This window comes from Melioribacteraceae bacterium (assembly GCA_030584085.1).
Lineage (GTDB): Bacteria > Bacteroidota > Ignavibacteria > Ignavibacteriales > Melioribacteraceae > SURF-28.
The window spans coordinates 3,240,179-3,262,848 of record CP129490.1; the positions used below are offsets into that span (position 1 = coordinate 3,240,179).

19 protein-coding genes are annotated in these 22,670 nt (G+C 34.9%); 15 read left to right on the forward strand and 4 right to left on the reverse strand.

All coding sequences use genetic code 11. The annotated features are described in order from the left end of the window. The first annotated feature begins 62 nt into the window (after positions 1-62). The 7 genes from QY331_14610 to QY331_14640 all read left to right on the forward strand — a co-directional run bounded on the left by QY331_14610 (position 63) and on the right by QY331_14640 (position 7,836). The gene (locus QY331_14610; GenBank protein WKZ69190.1) at positions 63-1,904 is read left to right on the forward strand and encodes a hypothetical protein; all 1,842 of its coding nucleotides are present in this window, start codon (positions 63-65) and stop codon (positions 1,902-1,904) included. A 120-nt stretch (positions 1,905-2,024) separates the two neighbouring features. Further along, positions 2,025-2,270, forward strand: coding sequence for a ribbon-helix-helix domain-containing protein (locus QY331_14615; protein ID WKZ69191.1), 246 nt, complete (start codon positions 2,025-2,027; stop codon positions 2,268-2,270). Continuing rightward, positions 2,255-2,593 (forward strand): type II toxin-antitoxin system PemK/MazF family toxin, encoded by a 339-nt coding sequence (locus QY331_14620; GenBank protein ID WKZ69192.1) that lies wholly within the window; start codon positions 2,255-2,257, stop codon positions 2,591-2,593. Before QY331_14615 ends, QY331_14620 begins: the two co-directional genes overlap by 16 nt. Positions 2,594-2,821: 228 nt before the next feature. Next, positions 2,822-4,039, forward strand: a complete 1,218-nt coding sequence (locus QY331_14625; protein ID WKZ69193.1) for a pyridoxal phosphate-dependent aminotransferase — start codon at positions 2,822-2,824, stop codon at positions 4,037-4,039. Then, positions 4,036-5,685, forward strand: coding sequence for a phosphoenolpyruvate carboxykinase (ATP) (gene pckA / locus QY331_14630; protein ID WKZ69194.1), 1,650 nt, complete (start codon positions 4,036-4,038; stop codon positions 5,683-5,685). Before QY331_14625 ends, pckA begins: the two co-directional genes overlap by 4 nt. Before the next feature lie 181 nt (positions 5,686-5,866). Continuing rightward, positions 5,867-6,742: a DUF72 domain-containing protein gene (locus tag QY331_14635; GenBank protein WKZ69195.1), complete on the forward strand. Its 876-nt coding sequence runs from the start codon at positions 5,867-5,869 to the stop codon at positions 6,740-6,742. Beyond that, positions 6,739-7,836, forward strand: coding sequence for a TRAP transporter substrate-binding protein (locus QY331_14640; protein WKZ69196.1), 1,098 nt, complete (start codon positions 6,739-6,741; stop codon positions 7,834-7,836). Before QY331_14635 ends, QY331_14640 begins: the two co-directional genes overlap by 4 nt. Positions 7,837-7,839: 3 nt before the next feature. Here the strand turns inward: QY331_14640 and QY331_14645 are convergent, their stop codons facing one another. Together QY331_14645 and QY331_14650 are read right to left on the reverse strand one after the other, a co-directional pair. Further along, entirely contained in the window at positions 7,840-9,150 is a 1,311-nt protein-coding gene (locus QY331_14645) for a TRAP transporter large permease subunit (protein ID WKZ69197.1), read from the reverse strand. Beyond that, on the reverse strand, positions 9,147-9,668 hold the full coding sequence (locus QY331_14650) for a TRAP transporter small permease subunit (protein WKZ69198.1): 522 nt from the start codon (positions 9,666-9,668) through the stop codon (positions 9,147-9,149). Before QY331_14650 ends, QY331_14645 begins: the two co-directional genes overlap by 4 nt. 159 nt (positions 9,669-9,827) lie before the next feature. Between QY331_14650 and QY331_14655 the strand changes: the two genes are divergently transcribed. The 3 genes from QY331_14655 to aroE all read left to right on the forward strand — a co-directional run bounded on the left by QY331_14655 (position 9,828) and on the right by aroE (position 13,442). Beyond that, complete coding sequence (locus QY331_14655; GenBank protein ID WKZ69199.1) at positions 9,828-11,036, forward strand: galactokinase family protein; 1,209 nt, start codon at positions 9,828-9,830, stop codon at positions 11,034-11,036. A gap of 96 nt (positions 11,037-11,132) precedes the next feature. Continuing rightward, positions 11,133-12,551, forward strand: a complete 1,419-nt coding sequence (locus tag QY331_14660; GenBank protein ID WKZ69200.1) for a tetratricopeptide repeat protein — start codon at positions 11,133-11,135, stop codon at positions 12,549-12,551. Positions 12,552-12,563: 12 nt separating this feature from the next. Then, a complete protein-coding gene (gene aroE, locus QY331_14665) occupies positions 12,564-13,442 on the forward strand; it encodes a shikimate dehydrogenase (protein ID WKZ69201.1) in 879 nt (292 codons plus the stop codon). A 4-nt stretch (positions 13,443-13,446) separates the two neighbouring features. On the opposite strand, the gene QY331_14670 is transcribed toward aroE, so the two are convergent. Then, a complete protein-coding gene (locus QY331_14670; GenBank protein WKZ69202.1) occupies positions 13,447-14,655 on the reverse strand; it encodes a pyridoxal phosphate-dependent aminotransferase in 1,209 nt (402 codons plus the stop codon). Positions 14,656-14,860: 205 nt separating this feature from the next. On the opposite strand from QY331_14670, the gene QY331_14675 reads away from it, so the two are divergent. From QY331_14675 to QY331_14695, 5 genes are all read left to right on the forward strand, one after another. Next, positions 14,861-17,029 carry a Tex family protein gene (locus QY331_14675; GenBank protein WKZ69203.1) on the forward strand — a complete coding sequence of 723 codons (2,169 nt, stop codon included), beginning with the start codon at positions 14,861-14,863 and terminating at the stop codon, positions 17,027-17,029. Between the two features lie 133 nt (positions 17,030-17,162). After that, positions 17,163-18,503: a Trk system potassium transporter TrkA gene (gene trkA, locus QY331_14680; GenBank protein WKZ69204.1), complete on the forward strand. Its 1,341-nt coding sequence runs from the start codon at positions 17,163-17,165 to the stop codon at positions 18,501-18,503. After that, positions 18,503-19,951, forward strand: a complete 1,449-nt coding sequence (locus QY331_14685) for a TrkH family potassium uptake protein (GenBank protein WKZ69205.1) — start codon at positions 18,503-18,505, stop codon at positions 19,949-19,951. The genes trkA and QY331_14685 overlap by 1 nt, the downstream gene beginning before the upstream one ends. A gap of 104 nt (positions 19,952-20,055) precedes the next feature. Next, a complete protein-coding gene (locus QY331_14690) occupies positions 20,056-20,826 on the forward strand; it encodes a hypothetical protein (protein ID WKZ69206.1) in 771 nt (256 codons plus the stop codon). Positions 20,827-20,834: 8 nt separating this feature from the next. Next, on the forward strand, positions 20,835-21,263 hold the full coding sequence (locus tag QY331_14695) for a YbaN family protein (protein WKZ69207.1): 429 nt from the start codon (positions 20,835-20,837) through the stop codon (positions 21,261-21,263). Here the strand turns inward: QY331_14695 and QY331_14700 are convergent. Then, positions 21,260-22,597, reverse strand: a complete 1,338-nt coding sequence (locus QY331_14700; GenBank protein ID WKZ69208.1) for an MATE family efflux transporter — start codon at positions 22,595-22,597, stop codon at positions 21,260-21,262. The two genes, QY331_14695 and QY331_14700, sit on opposite strands and share 4 nt — an antisense overlap. Positions 22,598-22,670: the final 73 nt, after the last annotated feature.

Sequence of the window (22,670 nt, forward strand, 5' to 3'; positions counted from 1 at the left end):
ATTTTTTATTTATATCTTCGTCTCTATCTGAATTTATTTAGAAAGTAGAGAAAGCAAATTCAATGTTTAATACGATACATAAATTTCATATCCCAGTAATGGGACTTGGTTTTTCGATTGATACTCCAATTAAAGTTGCGCACTACGGAATCGATTCGGTCATTTCAATAATGGATGATGATCTGATTGAGAAAATACGCGAATATCATTCCGCTAAAGCAGGCATAACCTATGAAGAAATTAAAACATCCGAATATGATTTTCGCGCAAAACGAATCACGGCTTATCTGAATCTAGTTAATGAAATCGTCAACAATAATTTTGAAGCTCTCAAAAATTCTTTTGGCAAAAGAGATGGAGAATTCAAAAAATATATTGAATTGCTTCCTAATGATTCCGATTTGAAAATAATCTATAACGCAGCAGAAACAACTAATCAATTAGATTCGATTAAAGATTGGGCTTTAGACCAACTTCACTTAGGCAGTATTGATATTAATATTATGACAAAAGTTGACGGCGCAGTTTATAAAGGAAATGAGAAACTTCCGATTATTCATAATTATGCCCACGCCGCTTTGAGAGGATACGCAAATAGTGATCTTAATTCTTCAATTGTACTTTCTGCCGGTATGAATCCTCGTTTATATAGTTACTTTGAAGAGTTCAAAGATTTTTATCCAACAGAAAACGGTGAATTAAGAAAGAAAATTATTCTAAAAGTTAGTGATTATCGTTCCGCATTAATACAAGGTAAGTTTCTGGCAAAAAAAGGTTTGTGGATTTCTGAATACAGAATTGAATCCGGCTTAAACTGTGGTGGTCACGCTTTTGCATCGGACGGATTTTTAATGGGACCAATTCTGGAAGAGTTTAAGAAAAATCGTAACTCTCTTTTAGAAATCAATCACCAAATTTATACCGAAGCACTAAGACAAAAAAATATTGAATTCAATAAGAATCCGCATCAGCAAAAATTTACTGCGCAAGGCGGTGTCGGCACATACGAAGAACAAAAATTTTTAATCGATAACTATGAAGTTGATTCGGTTGGTTGGGGAAGTCCGTTCTTATTGGTTCCCGAAGTCACAAATGTCGATCCGAAAACTTTGAGATTATTAAGTGATGCAAAAGAAGACGATTTGTACTTAAGCAGAATTTCACCGCTAGGTGTTCCATTCAACAGTATAAAAGGAAACACCAAAGATTTAGAGAAATTGGCGAATGCTCTTAACGGAAAACCGGGAAGTCCTTGTCCCAAAAAATATCTTCAATCGAATACAGAATTTGGTGAACAACCGATTTGTACGGCTTCAATAAAATATCAATCGGAAAAGATAAAAGAACTCAAGTCACAGGACTTAAACAAAAAAGAACTTGATACAAATTATAAAAAGATAATTGATAAGGCATGTTTATGCGTTGGACTAGCTACATCTGCCGTACAAAATTATAATGTCTCAACAAAAATTGACGGCGAGGGTACACTAATTTGTCCCGGACCAAATATGGCATATTTTTCTTCTATTGTTTCACTAAAAGAAATGGTTGATCATATTTATGGAAGAGCAAACCTTATCACAAGAACAAATCGTCCAAACATGTTCATAAAGGAACTAAAATTATATCTGGATTATTTAATGGACGAAATCAACGAAATAAATGAAGCTCCTTCAACTAATCAATTGAAATACTTTGAAACATTTAGAGATAATCTTGCTAATGGCATCGAATATTATAGAAACCTTTTCTCAATGAAACAAAATTCTTTTAACAAAAATATTTTACTAGAGTTAAAAGAACTCGAAAATGTTTTCGCACTTATCAAAGAACAGATGATACTTCATGATTTGCTATCGGAAGATTGTAAAGAAATTCAATTATCTGTTGCCGGGACAAATTAATTCCTGCTATAAAAAATTTTCACTCCCCTATCGCTTAACCTGTAATCAAGCACACATTTGCTTCTTAGACGAAATGAATCTATTTTTGTGGTATTACCATCAGTCATACCGGAGAAATAAATGGCAACTACAACTAAAATAGCAATTTCGGTTGATAAGAAAATTCTTCAAAGAATTGATCTTTTAGTAGATAAAAATCTTTTCCCTAGCAGAAGTAAAGCAATCCAAATTGCTCTTGAAGAAAAGCTCTCAAAAATTGATAAATCAAGATTAGCAATTGAAAGTGCAAAATTAAACATAGCTGAAGAGCAGCTATTAGCCGACGAAAATATTAATGGTGGAGTCAGCGAATGGCCAGAATACTAAGAGGCGATATTGTTTGGGCAAACTTAGATCCAACTCTGGGTAATGAACAAGCCGGTAAACGTCCCGTTTTAATTTTAAGCCACAATGTTTTTAATGAAAATTCTGGAACGGCCATTGCCGTCGCCTTAACTAGTAAAGAACAAAAAGCCGGGTTTCCATTAACCCTTGAAATTACCTCAAAAAAACTTCCTAAAAAGTCATGGATAAAAATCAGCCAAATCAGAACACTTTCTGTCTCGCGGCTCGGGAAGAAAATAACTCACATAAAGGAAGAAGAATTAATACAGGTAATTGATGGATTGAATGAGATTATTGGGAAATAAGGTATAATTATTTGTTCGCATTCTTCATTATGGTAATTACTTTAAAAAGTTTACTTGGAGAGCTTGGTCAACAACTCTTATTAGTACAATGAATATTCTTCTGACTTCTTACTGCTGAATTCTGACTTCTGCTTTTAAATCCTTGCTAATCTATAAAAGTACCTCTATTTTTGGACATTCAGATACTGTTTTAATTGTGTTAAAAAACATTCATTTTAAGGATATTTTATGAGTATCAGTCAAATCGCAAGATCAATTAAAGCCTCCCCCACCCTAGCTTTGAATGAAAAAGCGGCAATATTAAGACAAAAAGGTGATCCGGTTATTCATCTCGGGGGTGGAGAGCCAAAAAGTAAAGCACCGCTCGATGCAATAGTTGCAGCATCGGCGCATTTAAACACCGGTGAAATTCGATATGCTCCTGCTGATGGAATTCCCGATCTTAAAAAAGCAATCATTCGTTACACAGAAGAAAATTATGGTAAAAAAGTTGCACCGGAAAATGTAATGGCCTCCGGTGGGGCAAAGCAAGCATTAATGGTTGCTCTTCAAGCAATTGTTAATCCCCAAGAAGAAGTTATTTTCCCTTCACCTTACTGGGTTAGTTATCCTGATATGGTAAAACTTTGCGGAGGTATTCCTGTTCCTGTTCTACCTGAAGATGGAACGTTTTATCCACGCATTGAAGACATTGAACAAAGAATCGGTTCATACACAAAAGCTATAATTATTAATAGTCCTAACAACCCGACAGGTGCAATGTATTCGGAAGATTTTATAGCTGCAGTTGTTGAGCTTTGTGAGAAAAGAGATATCTATTTAATAATGGATGATATCTACCACAAATTAATTTTTGACGGAAGAAAACAGATCAACCCATTTAAGTTTGCTAAGAAACCGTTGGAAGAATCAAACATGATTTTAATTAACGGCGTTTCCAAAGCTTATGCAATGACAGGATTCAGAATCGGCTGGGCTGTTGCAAACAGAAAATTGATAGAAGTAATGACAAACATTCAAGGTCATCAAACTTCCGGTCCTTCAGTACTTTTACAAAAAGCAGCAGTCGGTGCTTTGAATGGAATTCAATCAAGTATAGAAAACTTACGAGTTACACTTGAAAACAACCGTAACATAATGATGGCAAGATTGAAATCATTCAATGGAGTTCATGTTACTGTTCCCGACGGCACCTTTTATTGCTTAGCAGATTTTTCTAACTATGAAGAGAATTCTAATAAATTATCAAGTTTCCTCATTGATAAAGTTTTGGTATTAACTGTTCCCGGTGCGGAATTCGGTTTAGACGGACATCTTCGATTAAGTTATTGCGGAAGCATTAAAGAGATTACCGAAGGTATTGAAAGAATGAAATGGGCACTCGATCCTAATTCACCGAATGAACTTTATATTGGCGACAGAAAATTAGTGAGGGATTGGTCATGAGTAAATATCTAGAATTCAAAACTCCCGCACAAAAAGAGGCAATGACACTTGCTTCAGATTTTCGATTAAAGAATCAAGGATTGACATACCTCGATGCTGTGTATTGGAATTTACCCGATGAAGCTTTGTACGAAGAAATCATTTTCAGAAATGAAGGTAAAATTACAAAACAAGGTCCTATAATTGTAAACACAGGAAAACATTCCGCTCGTGCCGCAAATGATAAATTTGTGGTTAAAGAAGAATCAACAGAAAATAATATTTGGTGGGGTGAATATAACCGACCGATTACAAATGAAAAATTCAATACGATTTTGGCAAGAGTTCAAGCTTATTGCCAAGGTGAAGAACTTTTTGTTCAAGATTGTTATGCTGGTGCTGATCCTGAATACAGAATGCCGATAAGAATTATTACCGAAAAAGCTTGGCATAGTTTATTCGCAAGAAACATGTTTATAACAACCGATGATCAAGATGAATTAAGAAAGTTCACTCCGGAGTTTACCGTTATTTGTGTCCCCGGCTTCATACTTGACCCTCGAGTTGATGGAACAAGAACTGAAACCGGGATAATTCTAAACTTCGACCAAAGAACTGCAATTATTGCGAATACTCTTTATGGCGGAGAAATTAAAAAATCAATTTTTACCGTTCTTAATTTTCTTCTAACATTTGAAGATGTGTTACCTATGCACTGTTCGGCAAACATCGGAAATAACGATGATGTAGCATTGTTTTTCGGATTAAGCGGAACGGGTAAAACAACATTATCTGCCGATCCAAAAAGAAAACTTATCGGCGATGATGAACACGGATGGAGCAGCGAAGGCGTATTCAATTTCGAAGGTGGTTGTTACGCAAAAGTTATTCGTTTAAGTGAAGAACACGAACCGCAGATTTATGAAACAACTAGAAGATTCGGAACAATTTTAGAAAACGTTGTATTCGATCCGGTATCTCGCAGAATCGATTTGGATGATGATATACTTACGGAGAATACACGCGCTTCATATCCGGTTGAGTTTATACCGAATATTATTTCGGAAGGATATGTTCATGCACATCCGAAAAATATAATATTCTTAACTTGTGATGCATCGGGTGTACTTCCTCCGATTGCAAAACTAAATCCCGCACAAGCACAGTATCATTTTATAAGCGGTTACACATCAAAAATTGCCGGAACTGAAATCGGTTTAGGTATTGAACCGCAGATAACTTTCTCGGCATGTTTCGGTGCACCGTTTATGGTTCGTCATCCTTTTGATTACGCACAAATGCTGAAAGAAAGAATGCTGAAGCACAACGTAAATGTTTGGTTAGTAAATACCGGATGGGTTGGCGGTGCGTTTGGTGTCGGTAAACGAATTAGTATTCGCCACACTCGTAATTTACTTAACGCTGCATTGGACGGACAATTAGAAAAAGTGAAATTCAGAAAAGATAAGTTATTCGGTTTTGAAGTTCCTACAAGTTGTCCGGAAGTACCCGAAGATGTTTTAGATCCGTCAACTTCTTGGGGTAACGAAAAAGAGTACTGGAAAAAATATGATGCTCTTGCTGCAAGATTCATCGAGAACTTTAAGCTCTTTGAAGAAGGTGTGACCGATGAAGTTAAAAAAGCCGGACCGAAAAGAATGAAGTGATGTAGAATGTAAAATTGTTAATGTATAATTGAGAGCGATCATTTGGTCGCTCTTTTTTTAGCTAAACTTCTTCGGGTTTACCACTATTTTCTCATCGATTTAATATAACCAATGACTGAAAATTTTCAATACTATTCTTACCTTTATACGTAAAAATTCATTTCACTATTCATAAAAGAATATGAGCAACCTCAGAATCGGCACTTGCAGTTGGAAATATGATTCTTGGAAAGGATTAATTTATCCGAATGAACCAAAGATAAATTATCTACATGAATATTCTAATCATTACAGCACCGTTGAAATCGATCAATGGTTTTGGTCTTTGTTTGGAGAGAAAAAAATTAATTTACCGCAATTACATGATGTTGAGACTTATACAAAATCAGTTGACGAGGATTTTAGATTTTCAATTAAAGTACCGAACAGCATAACGCTTACACATTTTTATAATAGATCAAAATCTGATCCGCTTAAAGCAAATCCATATTTTTTATCGGAAGAATTGACTAACGAATTTCTCAAAACATTAGAGCCGATGAAAGATAAACTCGGTCCTCTCATGCTGCAGTTCGAATATTTGAACAAACACAAAATGAAAAGCCAGCACGACTTCCAACTTCAACTCGCAAATTTTTGTGATAAGATAATCAGAAATTATTTGTGGGGAATTGAAATACGTAATCCGAATTATCTCAATAAAACTTACTTTGAGTTTCTAAAAGAGTATGATTTAATTCCCGTTTTTCTGCAAGGCTATTACATGCCGCCTATTTTTGAACTAATTGAAAAGTTTATTGATCTTCTTCCCAAAACCGTCGTGATTCGTTTACATGGACCGGATAGAAAAGGAATCGAAGTAAAAAGCGGCGGTGAATGGAATAAAATTATCGAACCAAAAGATGTTGAGTTAGAAAAATTAGTTTATATAATTTCGTTACTTTTGTCAAAGCAAATAGATATTTATATAAACGTTAATAATCATTACGAAGGTTCTGCACCTTTAACAATTAAAAAAATTGAAAAGTTATTGAAAGAACAAGGAGTAAAAAGTTGAATTCAAAGAGAAGAGATTTCATAAAAACCACTGCATTGGCAAGCGGCGGTGCATTATTATTCGGCTGCTCAAATAACGAAGAACAAAAATCTGTTAACATTAACATGAATAAAACCTATTCATGGAAAATGGTTACAGCTTGGGCTCCGCACTTTCCATTATTAGGTGAAGGCGCTGATCAACTGGCAAAAGATATCGAAAGTATGTCGGGTGGTAGAATCAAAATTCAAGTTTATGGTGGTGGTGAACTGGTTCCACCGTTGGAAACTTTTGATGCAGTAAGTCAAGGTGTTGCTGAGATGGGACATTCTGCATCTTACTATTGGGCAGGTAAAGCTCCGGCAGCACAATTTTTTACAAGTCTTCCCTTTGGTATGAATACATCACAAATGAATGCTTGGTTATATAACGGTGGCGGGATTGAACTTTGGCATGAACTTTATCAACAATTTAATTTGATCGCTTTCCCCGCAGGTAATACAGGGGCACAAATGGGCGGATGGTTCAACAAAGAAATTAATTCTTTGAATGATGTTCGTGGATTAAAAATGAGATTTCCCGGTATCGGCGGTAAAGTTATTAATAAAGCAGGTGGGTCGGCAGTGCTTTCAGCAGGAAGTGAAATTTATACAAATCTCGAAAGAGGAGTAATTGACGCAACCGATTGGATAGGTCCATATCATGATTACTTAATGGGGTTTCATGAAATTGCAAAATACTATTACTATCCAAGTTGGGCGGAACCGACAGGCGTACTTGAGTTGACTATAAATAAATCCGTGTATGAATCATTACCGGATGAATTAAAACAAATAATAATACAGGCTGCAGAAGCGGCAAATATAAAAATGTTCGGTTTGTTTAAAAAGAATAATGCTGAGTATTATTCTAAAATAAAAAATGAAACAAAAGTACAATTCAAAAAATTTCCGGAAGATGTTTTAACTAGTTTCCGAAAATTTGCAAAGGAAGCAATTGATGAAATAGTCGAATCTAACTCTATGAGTAAGAAAATTTATCCATCTTACAAAAATTTTCATGAAATGATGTATCAATGGGATTCAATTGTAGAACCGAATTACGAAACTCTTTAAAAATTATTTAAGAGTAGCCGGCAGCCAGAGAGCAACTTGTGGAAACAGGATTACGATTAATAATCCTATCAGCTGAATTATTACGTAAGGTATGATGCCCTTGTAAATATGAGTTGTCGATACTTCCGGTGGTGCAACGCCTTTCAAATAGAAAAGTGCAAAACCAAAAGGTGGAGTTAAAAAAGATGTCTGTAAATTCATTGCAATGAGTATTCCAACCCACAAGAGATCAATTCCTAAATGAACAAAAATAGGAGCAATTACAGGCACAATGATAAATGTGATCTCAATAAAATCGATAAAGAATCCGGCGATAAAGATTATCAACATAACTATTACCAAGAAATGATGAGCTTCAATCCCGCTGATTAATTGTGTCAAATATCTATCACCACCCATTCCTCTAAAAACCAAACCGAAAGCTGAAGCACCAACCAATATCAAGAATGCCATGCTTGTCAATCTGGTTGTACTTGTCATTACATCTTTTAATGTTAACAACGTAAACTTTTTTCTTCCGATTGTTAGTAATGTGGCTCCAAGTGCACCAATAGCTGCGGCTTCGGTTGGCGATGCAATTCCGGCAAAGATTGATCCAAGAACAGCAATAATTAAAAACAATGGTGCAATGAATGCACCAATAATATTGACAAACTTCATGTCTCTTCTGAAACTTTCTAAATCTTCTCTTGGCATAGCCGGAACTGATTTTGGATCAATAAAAGTCTTTAAAACAATATATAAGAAGTAAAGTGAAACCAACATAAATCCCGGAATAACCGCGGCCATAAATAAATCACCGACGGAGATATTCAATACACTTCCAAGCAGAACTAATACAATTGACGGAGGAATTATTTGTCCCAATGTTCCGGATGCAGAAATAATACCGGTTGCTGTTTGTGGACTATAACCTCGTTTTAACATTGTAGGTAAACTCAAAACCCCCATAGTAACAACCGTCGCCCCAACAATTCCTGTTGCGGCAGCGAGCAAAGTGCCAACTATCAAAACAGAAATTGCCAAACCACCTTTTAGTTTACCGAACAATAAAGCCATTGTTTCAAGAAGTTCTTCTGCTAATCCGGACTTTTCAAACATTACTCCCATGAATATGAACAACGGTACGGCAATAAGAATGTAATTGTTCATTATTCCCCAAATACGGAGAGGAAGCAGATTGAAGAAATCAAAACCAAATGTAAATAAACCAAATATTATCGATGCCCCGCCAAGCGTGAATGCCACCGGGAAACCGGCTAGCAATAAAAGTAAAACCACAATGAAAAAAATTATAGGCATAGCTTCCATCATAAATTTTCCTTGTAAGAAGCTTTTCTGAATTGCACGAGCGAACGAATGATTAGAGCAAAACTCTGAATTAGAATTAATAAAAACGAAATTGGTAGAATTGCTTTGAGAATATATCTAGCCGGAAGTCCGCCCGGATCGGGTGAGGTTTCTGACATATTAAATGAGGATATAACAAAATTTTGTGATGCATAAACAATCATCAAACAAAACGGGATTAAAAATAAAATCGTTCCCAAAATATTAATTAGTGCTTGAGCTTTTTGAGAAAGGCGAGAATAAATCAAATCAACTCTAACATGCTCATCATGTTTTAAAGTATATGCCGCACCGATAAGAAAAATTACAGCAAATAAATGCCATTCTAATTCTTGAACAGCAACACTGCTAAACTTAAAAAGATATCGCGAGACTACATCGAAGCAAACAAGAAGGACTAAAACGAAGGCTAACCAAGAAACACTTTTCCCAATTTTTTCACTGAGATTTTCAATTTTGTGGGCAATTTTTTCAAGTAACAAAACTTAGTTTTATCTCCATATTCGTTCTTATTTTGAATAAAAACTTAGACATTTTTCAGTAAAAAAGTTATATTGATTTATAAAAGATAAAAGGCTCTTATAGACTATTTTAGGATATTCGGTGTGATTACTGATTATCCATATTATATAGGTGCGGTGATGAAGACGAAGAAAAGTAACGCAAATGATATCCAAACAAAGTTAGAATTGGGTTTTGAACTAAACTTTGGAACTTCAAACTCGGTAAAATATTTTCAAAGCCCGTCAAGCATAATTCTAATGGGAGATCACACACAGTACAACGATGGAATAATGATTGCGACTGTTGTTGATAGCTTCGTGTATTTCGCTTGCCAAAAAAGTCAAAAAAAAATTGAAATTGCTTATAATAACCAGAAAATATCCGGTGATTTAACAGGTGGTTTTAAAGATTCTTCAGACGATAAACTACTACATAGTTTAATTCACCTGATCAACAATCTAATAAAAGGAAATTATATTAAATGCGGTTTTGAGTGTTTCATTAAAAATGAAACTTCTAAAGTGTTTGGGCTTGGTAATCATGCCGCTGCAATGATGGGATTCATGAAATCTTTATCGAGCACTTCGTGTTTTGACCTCAACAATCATCAAATGGTTGAAGTGGCTGTAAAATCGGAAACCGAATTATTCGGTCCTGTTGTAAGCAAAACACTGTTTTATGCTTCACTTATGCACAAAGAACATTCACTTTTATATCATGATAGCAGAACGGACTTCAAAAAATTTTTACCGATAAATGAAAATATTCGGCTTGTTATTTGCAATACTAATGTCGAAAAAGAAAATTTTCATGAAAGATGTAAAGATAGAATTGTTGAATGTGAAGTTGGTGTGAAAGGTTTACGCTTATACATTTGGGGAATTAAAAACTTACGTGATGTGGAAGAAAAATTTCTTGAAAGACATATTCATATGCTTCCCAAAAGATTGTATTCAAGATGTCTTTACAACGTGCTGGAAAGAAAATTGGTCGAAGATGCATACAAGCATCTTCGAAATAATGAAATTGAGGAATTCGCAATTAATCTAAACAAGACTCATAAACTTTTGGCAGAGCATTATGAAATAAGCTCAGTGACTATGGATAAATTAGTATCAATTGCTGAAGAATCAAAAATTTGTTTAGGAAGCAAAATGGTCAGTTGTTCGTATCATGATTCAACAATTAATTTAGTGTATAAAAAGAATCTTGACAAGTTTAGCACGCATGTTTCAACAAAGTACGTTTCAAAGAATGGATCCGAATTAGTAATTGAAGATTACGGAATTTCCGAAGGTGCAAATCAATTGAAAATAAACCAAAAGCACACTGTTTACAGAAATTAATTTTTCGGAAATTTTACCTGCAATTACTCAAACAAATTCAACTTGATTTTAACACATCTTAGTAATACATTTTCTCCGAATTAAATAAGGAATTGTATGCCCTATTCTGAAGAATTTTTTGACAACAATGATGAGCAATATTTCGAAGACGAAGACATTCAAGAAAAAGTAAATTCATGTAAGCAGATTGTATCAACCGGTCAAACATTTTCATACTTAGAAAACATTGAAGAAACTATTGAACTTTGCCTGGAGTATGATTTTGTTGAAGACGGTTTATTCTTATGTGATGCAGTATTGGATATTACACCATATAACTCTGAAGTTTGGCAGTTCAAAGGGATGTTGCTGAATAATAAATTTGATTTTGATAATGCATATGTAGCTTTCAATAAATCGCTTTCATTAAATCCAAATGACGTCGAAACATTAATAAACAAATCCATCGCTGAAGAGAATTTAAATCTCTATCCGGATGCAGTTGAAACACTTGAGAAAGCCCTTCAATTAGAACCAAACAATGAAGAAGTGCTGTTCAGTTTAGGATTGCTTAATGAAAGACAAGAAAACTATCGCGAAGCGATCGAGTATTTCAAGAAGGCAATTGAAGCCGACAGTTCTTATTCAGAATCTTGGTATGAACTCGGTTACTGCTATGAAAGCATAGATGAACTTGATGAAGCATTAAAAGTATATGAAAAGTTTTTAGATTTAGAACCGCACAGTCCTACCGGATGGTATAATAAAGGTATTGTACAAATTAGAATGGGTGATTTTGCAAAATCCGCAGATAGCTTTGAATTATCAATAGCTCTTAAAGATGACTTTGCCAGCTCATGGTTTAATTTAGGTGTTGCATACGCAAATATGAATAAAATTAATGACTCACTGTCTTCATTTAAAAGAGCAGCCGAAATTGATCCTTATGATGAATCAATATTTCTTAATATCGGTCAAGCATATGAAGACCTTGGTGATCTGAACATGGCAATAAAAAGTTACACAAAATCGATTAGTCTTGATGAAGATTATTACGAAGCATATTTGGCGAGAGGTTATTGCTACGATATGCTTGGTAAATACAGGCTTGCGCTGAGAGATTTCAACAAAGCTATTTCAATTACCACAAATCCAACCGATGCTTGGTCGGCGAAAGCTGATTTAGAATATTCCCTTGGTCATTTAAAGGACTCAATAAATTGTTATATCAATGCTATTCAAGCTGATAATAAAAATTTTAATGCGTGGTTCAAACTTGCCGAAACTCATATTGAAGTAGGAAGCTGGCTTGATGCACTTGCTGCATTTGAAGAATGCTTGAATCTCAGACCGAATCATGCAAATAGTTATTACGGTAAAGCTAAAATTTTCTTTTTACTAAACAGAACATCTGAAGCAATTTCTTGCTTAAAGTCGGCGTTTAATCTTGATCCGACAATAAAAAACGATTTTGCAAAAGAGTATCCCGAAGTTAAGACTTCAAAACTTTTTAATAAACTAATTCAAGAAAACTGATTTATTCAATTCATGCAATCATTAAACAAGTTTAATCATACAACTCAAATTGTAGGAGTGATGGGACATCCCATCAGGCATTCATTCTCTCCGTTAATGCATAATATCTCTTTTGAGATTCTGGATTTGAATTACATCTATCTTCCTTTCGATGTTACAATTACTAATTTAAAAACAGCCTTAAAAGGAATGATTGCACTTGGAATAAAAGGGGTTAACGTAACTCTTCCATTGAAAGAAAAAATCGGTCAATACCTAAATGAAATTTCAGACGAAGCCGGAATTGTTGGATCAATAAATACTGTGGTTAATGAAAACGGCAGCCTGCATGGATACAATACTGATGTACACGGAATAATTGAAACACTTGCTCCTTTTAAAGATGAGATAGTAAATCAAACAGTGACTGTAATAGGTTCAGGCGGTGCTGCGAGAAGTGTACTCTATGCGCTTATTAAAGATTTTAAACCTGGTAAAATTAATATTGTAAACCGAACTGCCGATAAAGCCGAGTCGTTAAAGGAATACTTTATTAGTAAAATGTTATTCGAGGAAATTCATTCCTACGAACTTCTTCCCCCGGATTTAGTAGGTTTATTCAAGGATTCGAAACTGATTGTTAATGCCACTTCGATTGGGATGACACCGGCCATTGATGATGCCGCAACTACAATTGCCGAATCATTTCACAAAGAACAAATTGTTTTTGACGTTGTTTATACCCCGCTTAAAACCAAATTGTTGGAAATAGCCGAAGGACAAGGTGCAATTGCTCTGAATGGTTTGAAAATGTTTATTGAGCAAGGTGCAAAATCTTTTGAACTTTGGACCGAAAAAGAAATGCCGAAAGAAAAAATTTATACAGCTATTAAATCTTATATGCAAAGCTAATTAATCAGCTTAACATTTCAACAGCTTTCCTAAATCTTTCAACCGCCCTTTCAAGATTTTCCATCGAGTTTGCGTAGGAGACTCTCAGATAACCTTCCGCACCGAATGCACTTCCCGGAACAACGGCAATTTGAGCTTCTTTAAGTAAATGCATAGCGAAATCAAAAGAATGCTCAATTTTATAAACATTTGATTTGCGGTGAAACAATTTTGAGATATTAGGAAATAAATAAAATGCTCCTTCAGGTTTATTACAGGTAATTCCGTCAATCTTATTTAATTCCGCATGTAAGTAATTTCTTCTTTTCTCAAACTCTTTTCTCATTTCTTCAACGGCATTTTGCGGACCTATAAAAGCTTCAATTGCTGCTTGCTGTGATATTGACGAAGCATGAGAAGTCGAATGACTTTGTAATTTATTAATACCGTCAACAACATTTTTTTGTGCGGCAGTGTAACCTATTCGCCAGCCTGTCATTGCATATGCTTTTGAAACACCGTTTATCAATATTGTCCTTCTCTTTGTATCTTCACCTAAAGTTGGAAAGCTTGTGAATTTAAAATCATCGTAAACAAGTTTGTCGTATATCTCATCAGCGATAACAAAAATGTGATACTTTGACATTATTTCGGCAATCTCTTGAAGTTCATCTTTCGTATAAGCCGAACCTGTAGGATTTGAAGGATTACATAAAATCATCGCTCTGGTATATGGAGTAATTGATTCGACTAATTGTTTGGGAGTTAATTTAAAGCCGGATTCTTCCGTAGTTTCAACAATTACCGGTGTACCGTGAGCAAGAGTAACCATTTGAGGATATGAAACCCAGTAAGGTGCCGGAATTATAACTTCGTCATCAACATGAACGGTTGCCATAATTGTATTGTAAACACTTTGCTTCGCCCCGTTCGAAACGATTATTTCATCCAAGGCATATTCTATATCATAGTCTCGTATTAAACTCTGTTGAATTGCTTTTCTTAATTCAACCGAACCGGAATTTATAGTATACTTTGTATGCTCTTCATCAATAGCACGTTTGGCAGCATCTTTAATATTTTGCGGTGTAGGAAAATCAGGTTCACCTACACTTAAATCGATTACATCTTCACCGCGTGCTTTCATCGCTTTAGCTTCACCGGCAACACGCATTGTTGGGGAAACACCAACTTTATCTATTCTTTTACAAACCGATAATTCACCCATTCTCATTTTCGAAAAACTCCCATTTAAATTGCACCCAATATAAGAGTTGGGGTATTTAGATGAAAGATCAATTAATTTTTTGGACTGGTTTTCTTTACAATTATATCCGTATAAAGCAATGCTAAAGTCTCATAATAAAGAAAGATAACAATCAAGTTGAAAAGCAATTTCTTTTATTATTGATTTGCACATCATAAAAATGAATGGCGCTATGAATATTGTCGAAAAAATTTCAAAAGAATTACAATTAAAAGCCGAACAAATTAAAACAGTATTTAGTCTTTTTGATGACGGTGCAACCGTTCCGTTTATTGCTCGGTACAGAAAAGAACATACCGGCGGTTTAGATGAAGAACAACTTAGAGAAATTGAAGATAGAAGAAATTATTTGATTCTATTAGAGGATAGAAAGAACACCGTCTTAAATAGTATCGAAGAACAAGGTAAACTTACTCCCGATTTAAGAAACAAAATTTTAGAAGCTGAAAAATTGAGAGATGTTGAAGATCTTTATCTTCCTTATAAACCAAAAAGAAAAACTCGTGCGACTATTGCGATTGCAAAAGGACTTGAACCCTTAGCCGACTTCATACTCAACAATCCTCATTTCAAAGGTAACATTACCGATGAAGCTGCGAAATACATAAACCTTGAAAAAGAAGTTACAACAGCAGAAGAGGCATTGCAAGGAGCAAAAGATATAATTGCCGAAAGAATTTCTGAAAATGCCGAAGTAAGACAATTAGTTAGAGATTATCTTTTAGATAACGCAAAAATTATTTCAAAGAAATCAAATACAAAGAAAGAAGATTTGGATAAAAACAAGAAGGATGTTTATGATATTTATCACGATTTCGAAATCGAAATTAGAAAAATAAAACCTTATCAAGTTCTTGCCATTAACAGAGGAGAAAAAGAAAAATTTCTTAAAATCGTGTTAAGTTTTGATCATCCTAAAATTACCGGGGAAATTTATGATAAATTTTTCGGGACTGACGAAAACGATTTTACAGAATTGCTCAATGAAGTTACAATAGATTCATTTGATAGATTAATCTTCCCGTCAATTGAGCGAGACGTTAGAAGTGAACTAACGGAAAAAGCCGATTTACATGCGGTTGAAATTTTCGCATCAAATCTTAGACAATTATTATTACAACCACCATTTACCAATAAAATGATAATGGGAATTGATCCGGGATATGTTTCGGGATGTAAAGTTGCCGTAATTGATAAAACAGGCAAGTATTTAGAAGGCGAAACAATTTATCCTCATCCGCCGCAAAAGAGGATGGATGGCGCAAAGAAAACAATTGTTGATCTGATTAAAAGATACAAAGTAGAGTTAATCTCAATCGGTAACGGAACCGCAAGTCGGGAAACGGAGCAAATGGTCGCCGAATTAATTGCGGAGAATAAATTACAATGTCACTATCTAATTACTAATGAAGCCGGAGCTTCGGTTTATTCTGCATCGAAAATTGCTAAAGATGAATTCCCCGATCTTGATGCATCTCAACGAGGAAACATATCGATTGCGAGAAGAGTTCTTGATCCGCTTGCTGAACTAGTAAAAATAGATTCAAAATCAATCGGTGTTGGCTTGTATCAACATGATGTAGATCAAAAATTACTCAACAAAAAATTGGATGACGTTGTTGTAAGCTGCGTAAACTATGTCGGCGTTGATGTAAATACGGCTTCATCTTCATTATTAACCTATGTATCCGGTTTGACAAAAAACACAGCAAGCAAAATTGTTGAGTACCGCGATAAAAATGGAAAGTTCATCAATCGTGAACAAATTAAAAATGTAAAAGGCATCGGTGAAAAAGTTTTTGAGCAGGCAATTGGATTTTTGAAAATTCCGAATGGTGAAAATCCATTGGATAACACTTTTATTCATCCCGAATCATATCCGGCAGCTGAAAAACTTTTAGAAATGACAAACATCAGTGCAAAAGAAATAAATAAAAAAGGTTCAATGCTCGATTTATTTGTCAAACAAAAAAGTTTATCTGAAATTGCAAAAGAAGTTGAAGTTGGATTACCGACTTTAGAAGACATTATAGAAAATTTAAAGAAACCCGGTCGTGACCCCCGCGAAGAAATGCCTAAACCAATTTTGCGCAGCGATGTTCTTAAAATCGAAGACCTTCAAGAAGGAATGAAATTAACCGGAACTGTTCGCAACGTTGTAGATTTCGGAGCCTTTGTTGATATTGGCGTAAAGCAAGATGGTTTACTTCACATTTCACAAATTGCAAACAAATTCATAAAGCACCCAATAGAAGTGCTAAATGTCGGGGATATTATTGAAGTAACAATTATTGGCGTTGATATTCCAAAAGGAAGAATTTCTTTGAGCTTGATTAAGTAGATATTTTCTAATTATTCTGATAGAGAACACAACAAAGATTTCAGCCGAAAATCGATTTGTGAGCATGTAATTTAATTGGAATAATAACTTTATCTGACTTAACTTTATGGAAGATTAAAAAACCAATTTATTTATGAAGATAATTATTGCAGGTGCAGGAGAAGTTGGTTATCATTTAGCGAAACAGCTTTCTCTTGATGAACACGATATAACAATCATTGATATTGATGGGGCAAGACTCGATAGAATCGGTTCAAACTCCGATGTACTTACAATTCCGGGTTCATCAACCTCCATTGAAATCTTAAAATCCGCTCATGTTGAAAATACCGATCTCCTTGTGGCAGTGACTTCAAGCGAAGCAGTTAATGTTAACACAGCCATCCTTGCCAAAAAATTAGGCGCAAAGCGAACAATTGCAAGAGTTTCGAATGACGAGTATATCTCAGCCGATTTCAAGGATATGTTCAAAAATCTTGGTGTAGATAATTTAATTTATCCCGAAGATTTAGCCGCAATTGAATTAGTAAAATTGATTGAACGTGCAGCGGCTACCGATGTTATTGAATTTGAAAATGGATTACTAACCTTAATCGGTTTAAAACTTGATAAGAATGCAAAAGTTATTCATAAGACCATGCGCGAAACAGCTTCGGAGTATCATTCATTAAACTATAGAATTGTAGCTATTCATAGAGGTATGCGTACATTAATTCCTTCCGGTAATGATATCTTTCTTCCTAACGATCAAATTTTTGTAATTACAAATCCGGGCGGACAAGATAAAATCTTAGAACTCGCCGGTAAGGATAAAACTAAGATTGAAAATTTAATGATACTTGGGGGCGGTAAAATCGGTCGTAAAGCCGCGAGACTTTTAGAAGATGAAATAAATATCAAAATAATAGAAAAAGGAAAAGATAGATCTGTTGAACTAGCCGATCATCTTCAGAAAGCTTTGGTAATTCAAGGAGACGGACGAGATCTTGATTTACTTGCTCAAGAAGGTATAATTGATATGGATGCTTTTATTGCTGTTACAAATGATGCAGAAACAAATATCATAACTTGTCTAATGGCAAAACATCTCGGCGTTTCCAAAACTGTTGCTCTGGTTGACAATGTTGATTATGTCCCTTTAACACAAACTATAGGTCTTGATGCACTTATCAATAAAAAATTAATTACCGCAAGTAATATTTCACGTTTTATTCGAAAATCAAATATTCTGACCTTGGCATCTCTGCAAGGAATTGATGCGGAAGTTTTAGAATTTATTGCACGAGATAATTCAAAAGTGACAACTGCCCCGGTTAAGAATCTTAAATTTCCTAAAAATGCTATCATTGGCGGATATGTAAGAGATGGCGAAGGGTTCATAACTGTAGGAGATTCACAACTTCAACCCGGTGATAAAGTTGTAGTTATTGCTCTTCCAAGCGATATAAGTAAAGTTGAAAAATATTTTCAATAATGCTAAACATTAAAATCATCTTAAATTTTATCGGCTTTGTTTTAATTCTCAACGGATTATTCATGATGTTGGGAATTCCCTTCTCAATTTACTACGGTGCTAATGATATCCTAATTCTTATTGCGTGTGGATTAGGTACATCGTTTATCGGATTGATGCTTGTCTTAGCAACTCGTGATCATAAAAAGGAAATCTACAAACGGGATGGTTACATAATGGTCTCGCTAACATGGATTATGATGGCTTTGTTCGGTGCAATACCCTTTGTAGTTCATGGCGCAATTCCTTCTTATACCGATGCTTTCTTTGAAACCATGTCGGGATTTACAACAACTGGTGCATCCATATTAAATAATATTGAAGAACTTCCACACGGACTTTTATTTTGGCGAAGCATGACTCAATGGTTAGGTGGTATGGGCGTGATAGTATTATCAATTGCAATACTCCCAATGTTGGGCATTGGAGGAATGCAGTTATTTGTTGCAGAGGTTCCGGGTCCAACAAAAGATAAAATTCATCCACGAGTTAGAGAAACAGCCAAAAGATTATGGGGAATTTATGTTTTATTTACATTGGTACAAACCGGTTTACTTTTACTAGGCGGAATGAACTTGTTTGATGCAGTAAATCATTCCTTCACAACAATGGCAACGGGCGGATTTTCAACTAAGCAAGCAAGTATTGCTGCTTATGATTCTCCTTTTATTCATTATGTTATGATAATTTTTATGTTCATTGCGGGAACAAATTTTACTCTTCACTATCATCTTCTGCACAAGAATTTTAAAGTATTTACACAGAATGACGAATTTAAATTCTACTTAAAACTAATAGGTACAGTAACATTAGTTGTAATTGCCGGATTATTTATTTCACAATATTCTGGTGTAGAAAAAACTTTTCGCGATGCATTATTTCAAACAGTTTCTATTATAACCACAACCGGATATGTTACCGCTGATTACGAATTGTGGGGTCCGTTTTTCCAAGTATTATTCTTTTTACTATTATTTACAGGCGGAAGTGCCGGTTCCACAGGCGGCGGTATTAAGATGGTTCGTCATTTTGTTTTAATTAAAAACAGCTTTAGCGAACTTAAGAGATTGATTCATCCGCGTGCTGTAATTCCGGTCAGGTTTAATAAAGGCACAATTGCTTCCGATATTATTTCAAATGTTCTGGCATTTTTTCTTTTCTATATTTTTATTTTTATTCTCGGAACATTGGTAATGTCTTTGATCGGGATGGATTTTTTAAGTGCAATCGGTGCTTCGGCAACATCTCTTGGTAATGTTGGTCCCGGTATCGGAACTGTCGGACCTACACTTAATTTTGCGAATGTACCTGAAATCGGCAAGTGGGTTTTATCCTTCTTGATGCTGATGGGAAGACTTGAATTGTTTACAGTACTAATAATTTTCTCACCGGCTTTTTGGCAGAAGTAGGAATGTAATATTTACACGCTTGTGCAGTCGAAAACCTTTTATTCTCAAAAATCCCATATTTTCCGCAACATTCCTTATATTTAGACTCTTTTCTGTAAAAGGTTATGATAAAAAGATTACTGATCATATTATTAATTTTTGCGAGTACAATCTCGTTTTCACAAGAGATTTATTTCTGCAACAGCCATACGGAAAAAGGTGATCCTATAGATGCTCGCAATGTTTGGTCAATTAAGCCATGGGGCAGTTTGGTTTATGTCCTTGTTAATAATGAAAATAAACCTTTTGAAACACATTTGAATTACCTCTTTCTTGATCGACTTATTGACGGGGAGTATCGACCTTTTGACAGCAAAGCAGTAAATGTGAAGGATGATGCAACATGGTTTGCTTACAACTATAAATTTACCGAGCCTGGTAAATATAAAGTTTATGTAGTGAACCAAAACAAACAAGAGATTGTTGCATCAACAGTTACAATTCAAGTGGAAAGTGATTATTTACAGAATAGGCAGACTAAAAATTCACTGTATTATGACGGAACAAAAATAAAATTTTGCGAAAGAGTAATAGCTGGTAAACCGATTAATACATTTAGGAAAATGTCTCTTTCTAAATTGGATGGAACAGTACATGTATTTATAGATACAAAAAGTTCCATACAGTCTTCAATATTTGTTGTTGATATTTGGGAAAAACCAACTCGCTCAATTGAATACGATAAATTTATAGAGTCAAAGAAATATGCTTTAACTCCCTCTTGGGATTATGTTTTTTTCAAATATACATTTAGTAAACCGGGTCAGTATAAGTTCAATATTTATAATGAAAATGAAGTCCTAATAACTGCCGGATATTTGGAAGTTGTTGAATAGGATTATTTATGTCGGATAAAATACAAATTCATTCTAATAGATTGGTTAGATGGTTATTGATTACCGCGGGATGGTTTTTTGTAACCCTTGGTGTAATTGGATTATTTCTGCCGGTTATGCCAACAACAATTTTTCTAATTATAGCTGCAGCGTGTTTTGCCAGAAGTTCAGATAAGTTTTACAACTGGTTGTTGAACAACAAACAATTCGGCAAATTAATAAGAGATTATCGTGAACACCGAGGTATGCCGCTGAGAGCAAAGTTTATTGCAATAATTATGTTGAATTTATTTATCGGTTACTCCGCAATTTTTGCCGTTGAATTAGTTTGGGTAAAAATACTTTTACTAGTCATAGCAATCGGTGTGACGACATACATAATCTCAATAAAAACTCTTCGACCAAATCAGATACAGGAAGAATTTCAAGAAAGTTAAACGGATAGCTCCTTTTTTGAAAGATGATTAAACCTCATTGTAAGAGAAATTGCAACGGAAGCAAGTCCAACCAAAAAACCTAACCAAATTCCCATAGTTCCGAGTTCAAATGTGAATGCCAAAATATAACCTACAGGAACTCCGAGAAGCCAATAAGCTCCGAATGAAATTATTAAAGGAATTTTTACATCGGTTAAACCGCGAAGCACCCCGATAGCTGTCGCTTGAGTACCGTCAAATAATTGAAACAATGCGGCAACAATTAGTAATGTTGAAGCAAGTTCTATAACCGGGATATCATCAACATATAAAGTCGGAAGAAAATTTCTTAGTACTATAAAAATTATGGCGAAGCAGAACATCAATGAGATGGCAATTCCGATAGCGGTAAATCCTGCTCGTCTCATATTCTTGTAATCCTGTTGACCAAGCGCACTACCGACACGAATTGTTCCCGCAGCACCAATTCCCAGAACAATCATATATGTAACCGAAGCTAAATTAATCGCAATCTGATGTGCCGCTAAAGGAACCGCTCCAAGCCATCCGATCATTATAGCCGAAAACGAAAACGCACCAACTTCAAGAAAATATTGTAACCCGCTCGGTAGTCCTATAGCTATAACTTTTTTAATTACTTTTAAATTGATGGTCTTATATTTAAGAGTTGGGTTGTAAATCGCAAATTTTTTTGAATTAATTACATAAAACATCAGAACAAACGCCATAATAGTTCTTGTAAGAAATGTAGAAATTCCGGCACCATCTAGTCCGAGTGCCGGAAATCCAAGATTACCGAAAATCAAACACCAATTACTAAATGCATTAAAAAGATTTGCGAGAACTGCAATAATCATCGGAGGTTTAACAACACTTATACCTTCGAGAAATTGTCTATAAACTTGGAATAATAAAAACGGGATTACAGACAACGCTAAAATTTTCATATAAGATCGCGCTTCGGCAACTACTTCCGGAGGTTGATTCATATATTGAATTAAATCCGCCCCGAAAAAAATCATTGCAAGTAATAGAAGAGCGAAGACCATGTTAACAAGCAATGCTTGTCTGAGTATCATTCCGCAATCGTCAACATTGTTTGCACCTTTTGATATGGCAACCAGCGGAGTAATTGCCATCGTCATTCCGATACCTAGAACAAGTACTAGAAAAAACAATCCGTTTACCAATGCGGCAGCCGCAAGCGGAACCGTACCAACCTGACCAACCATTAAACTATCAACAACACCCATCATTATATGCCCAATTTGTCCAATGGAAACAGGCACAGCTAGTTTAACGGTTTCATTAATATGTCGTTTTAGGTTTTCCATAAATAAAAGGGAAAGCAAATTTACAGAATAAAAGGATTCTAATGAATTTTATATTGAAGACATATGAACTAGT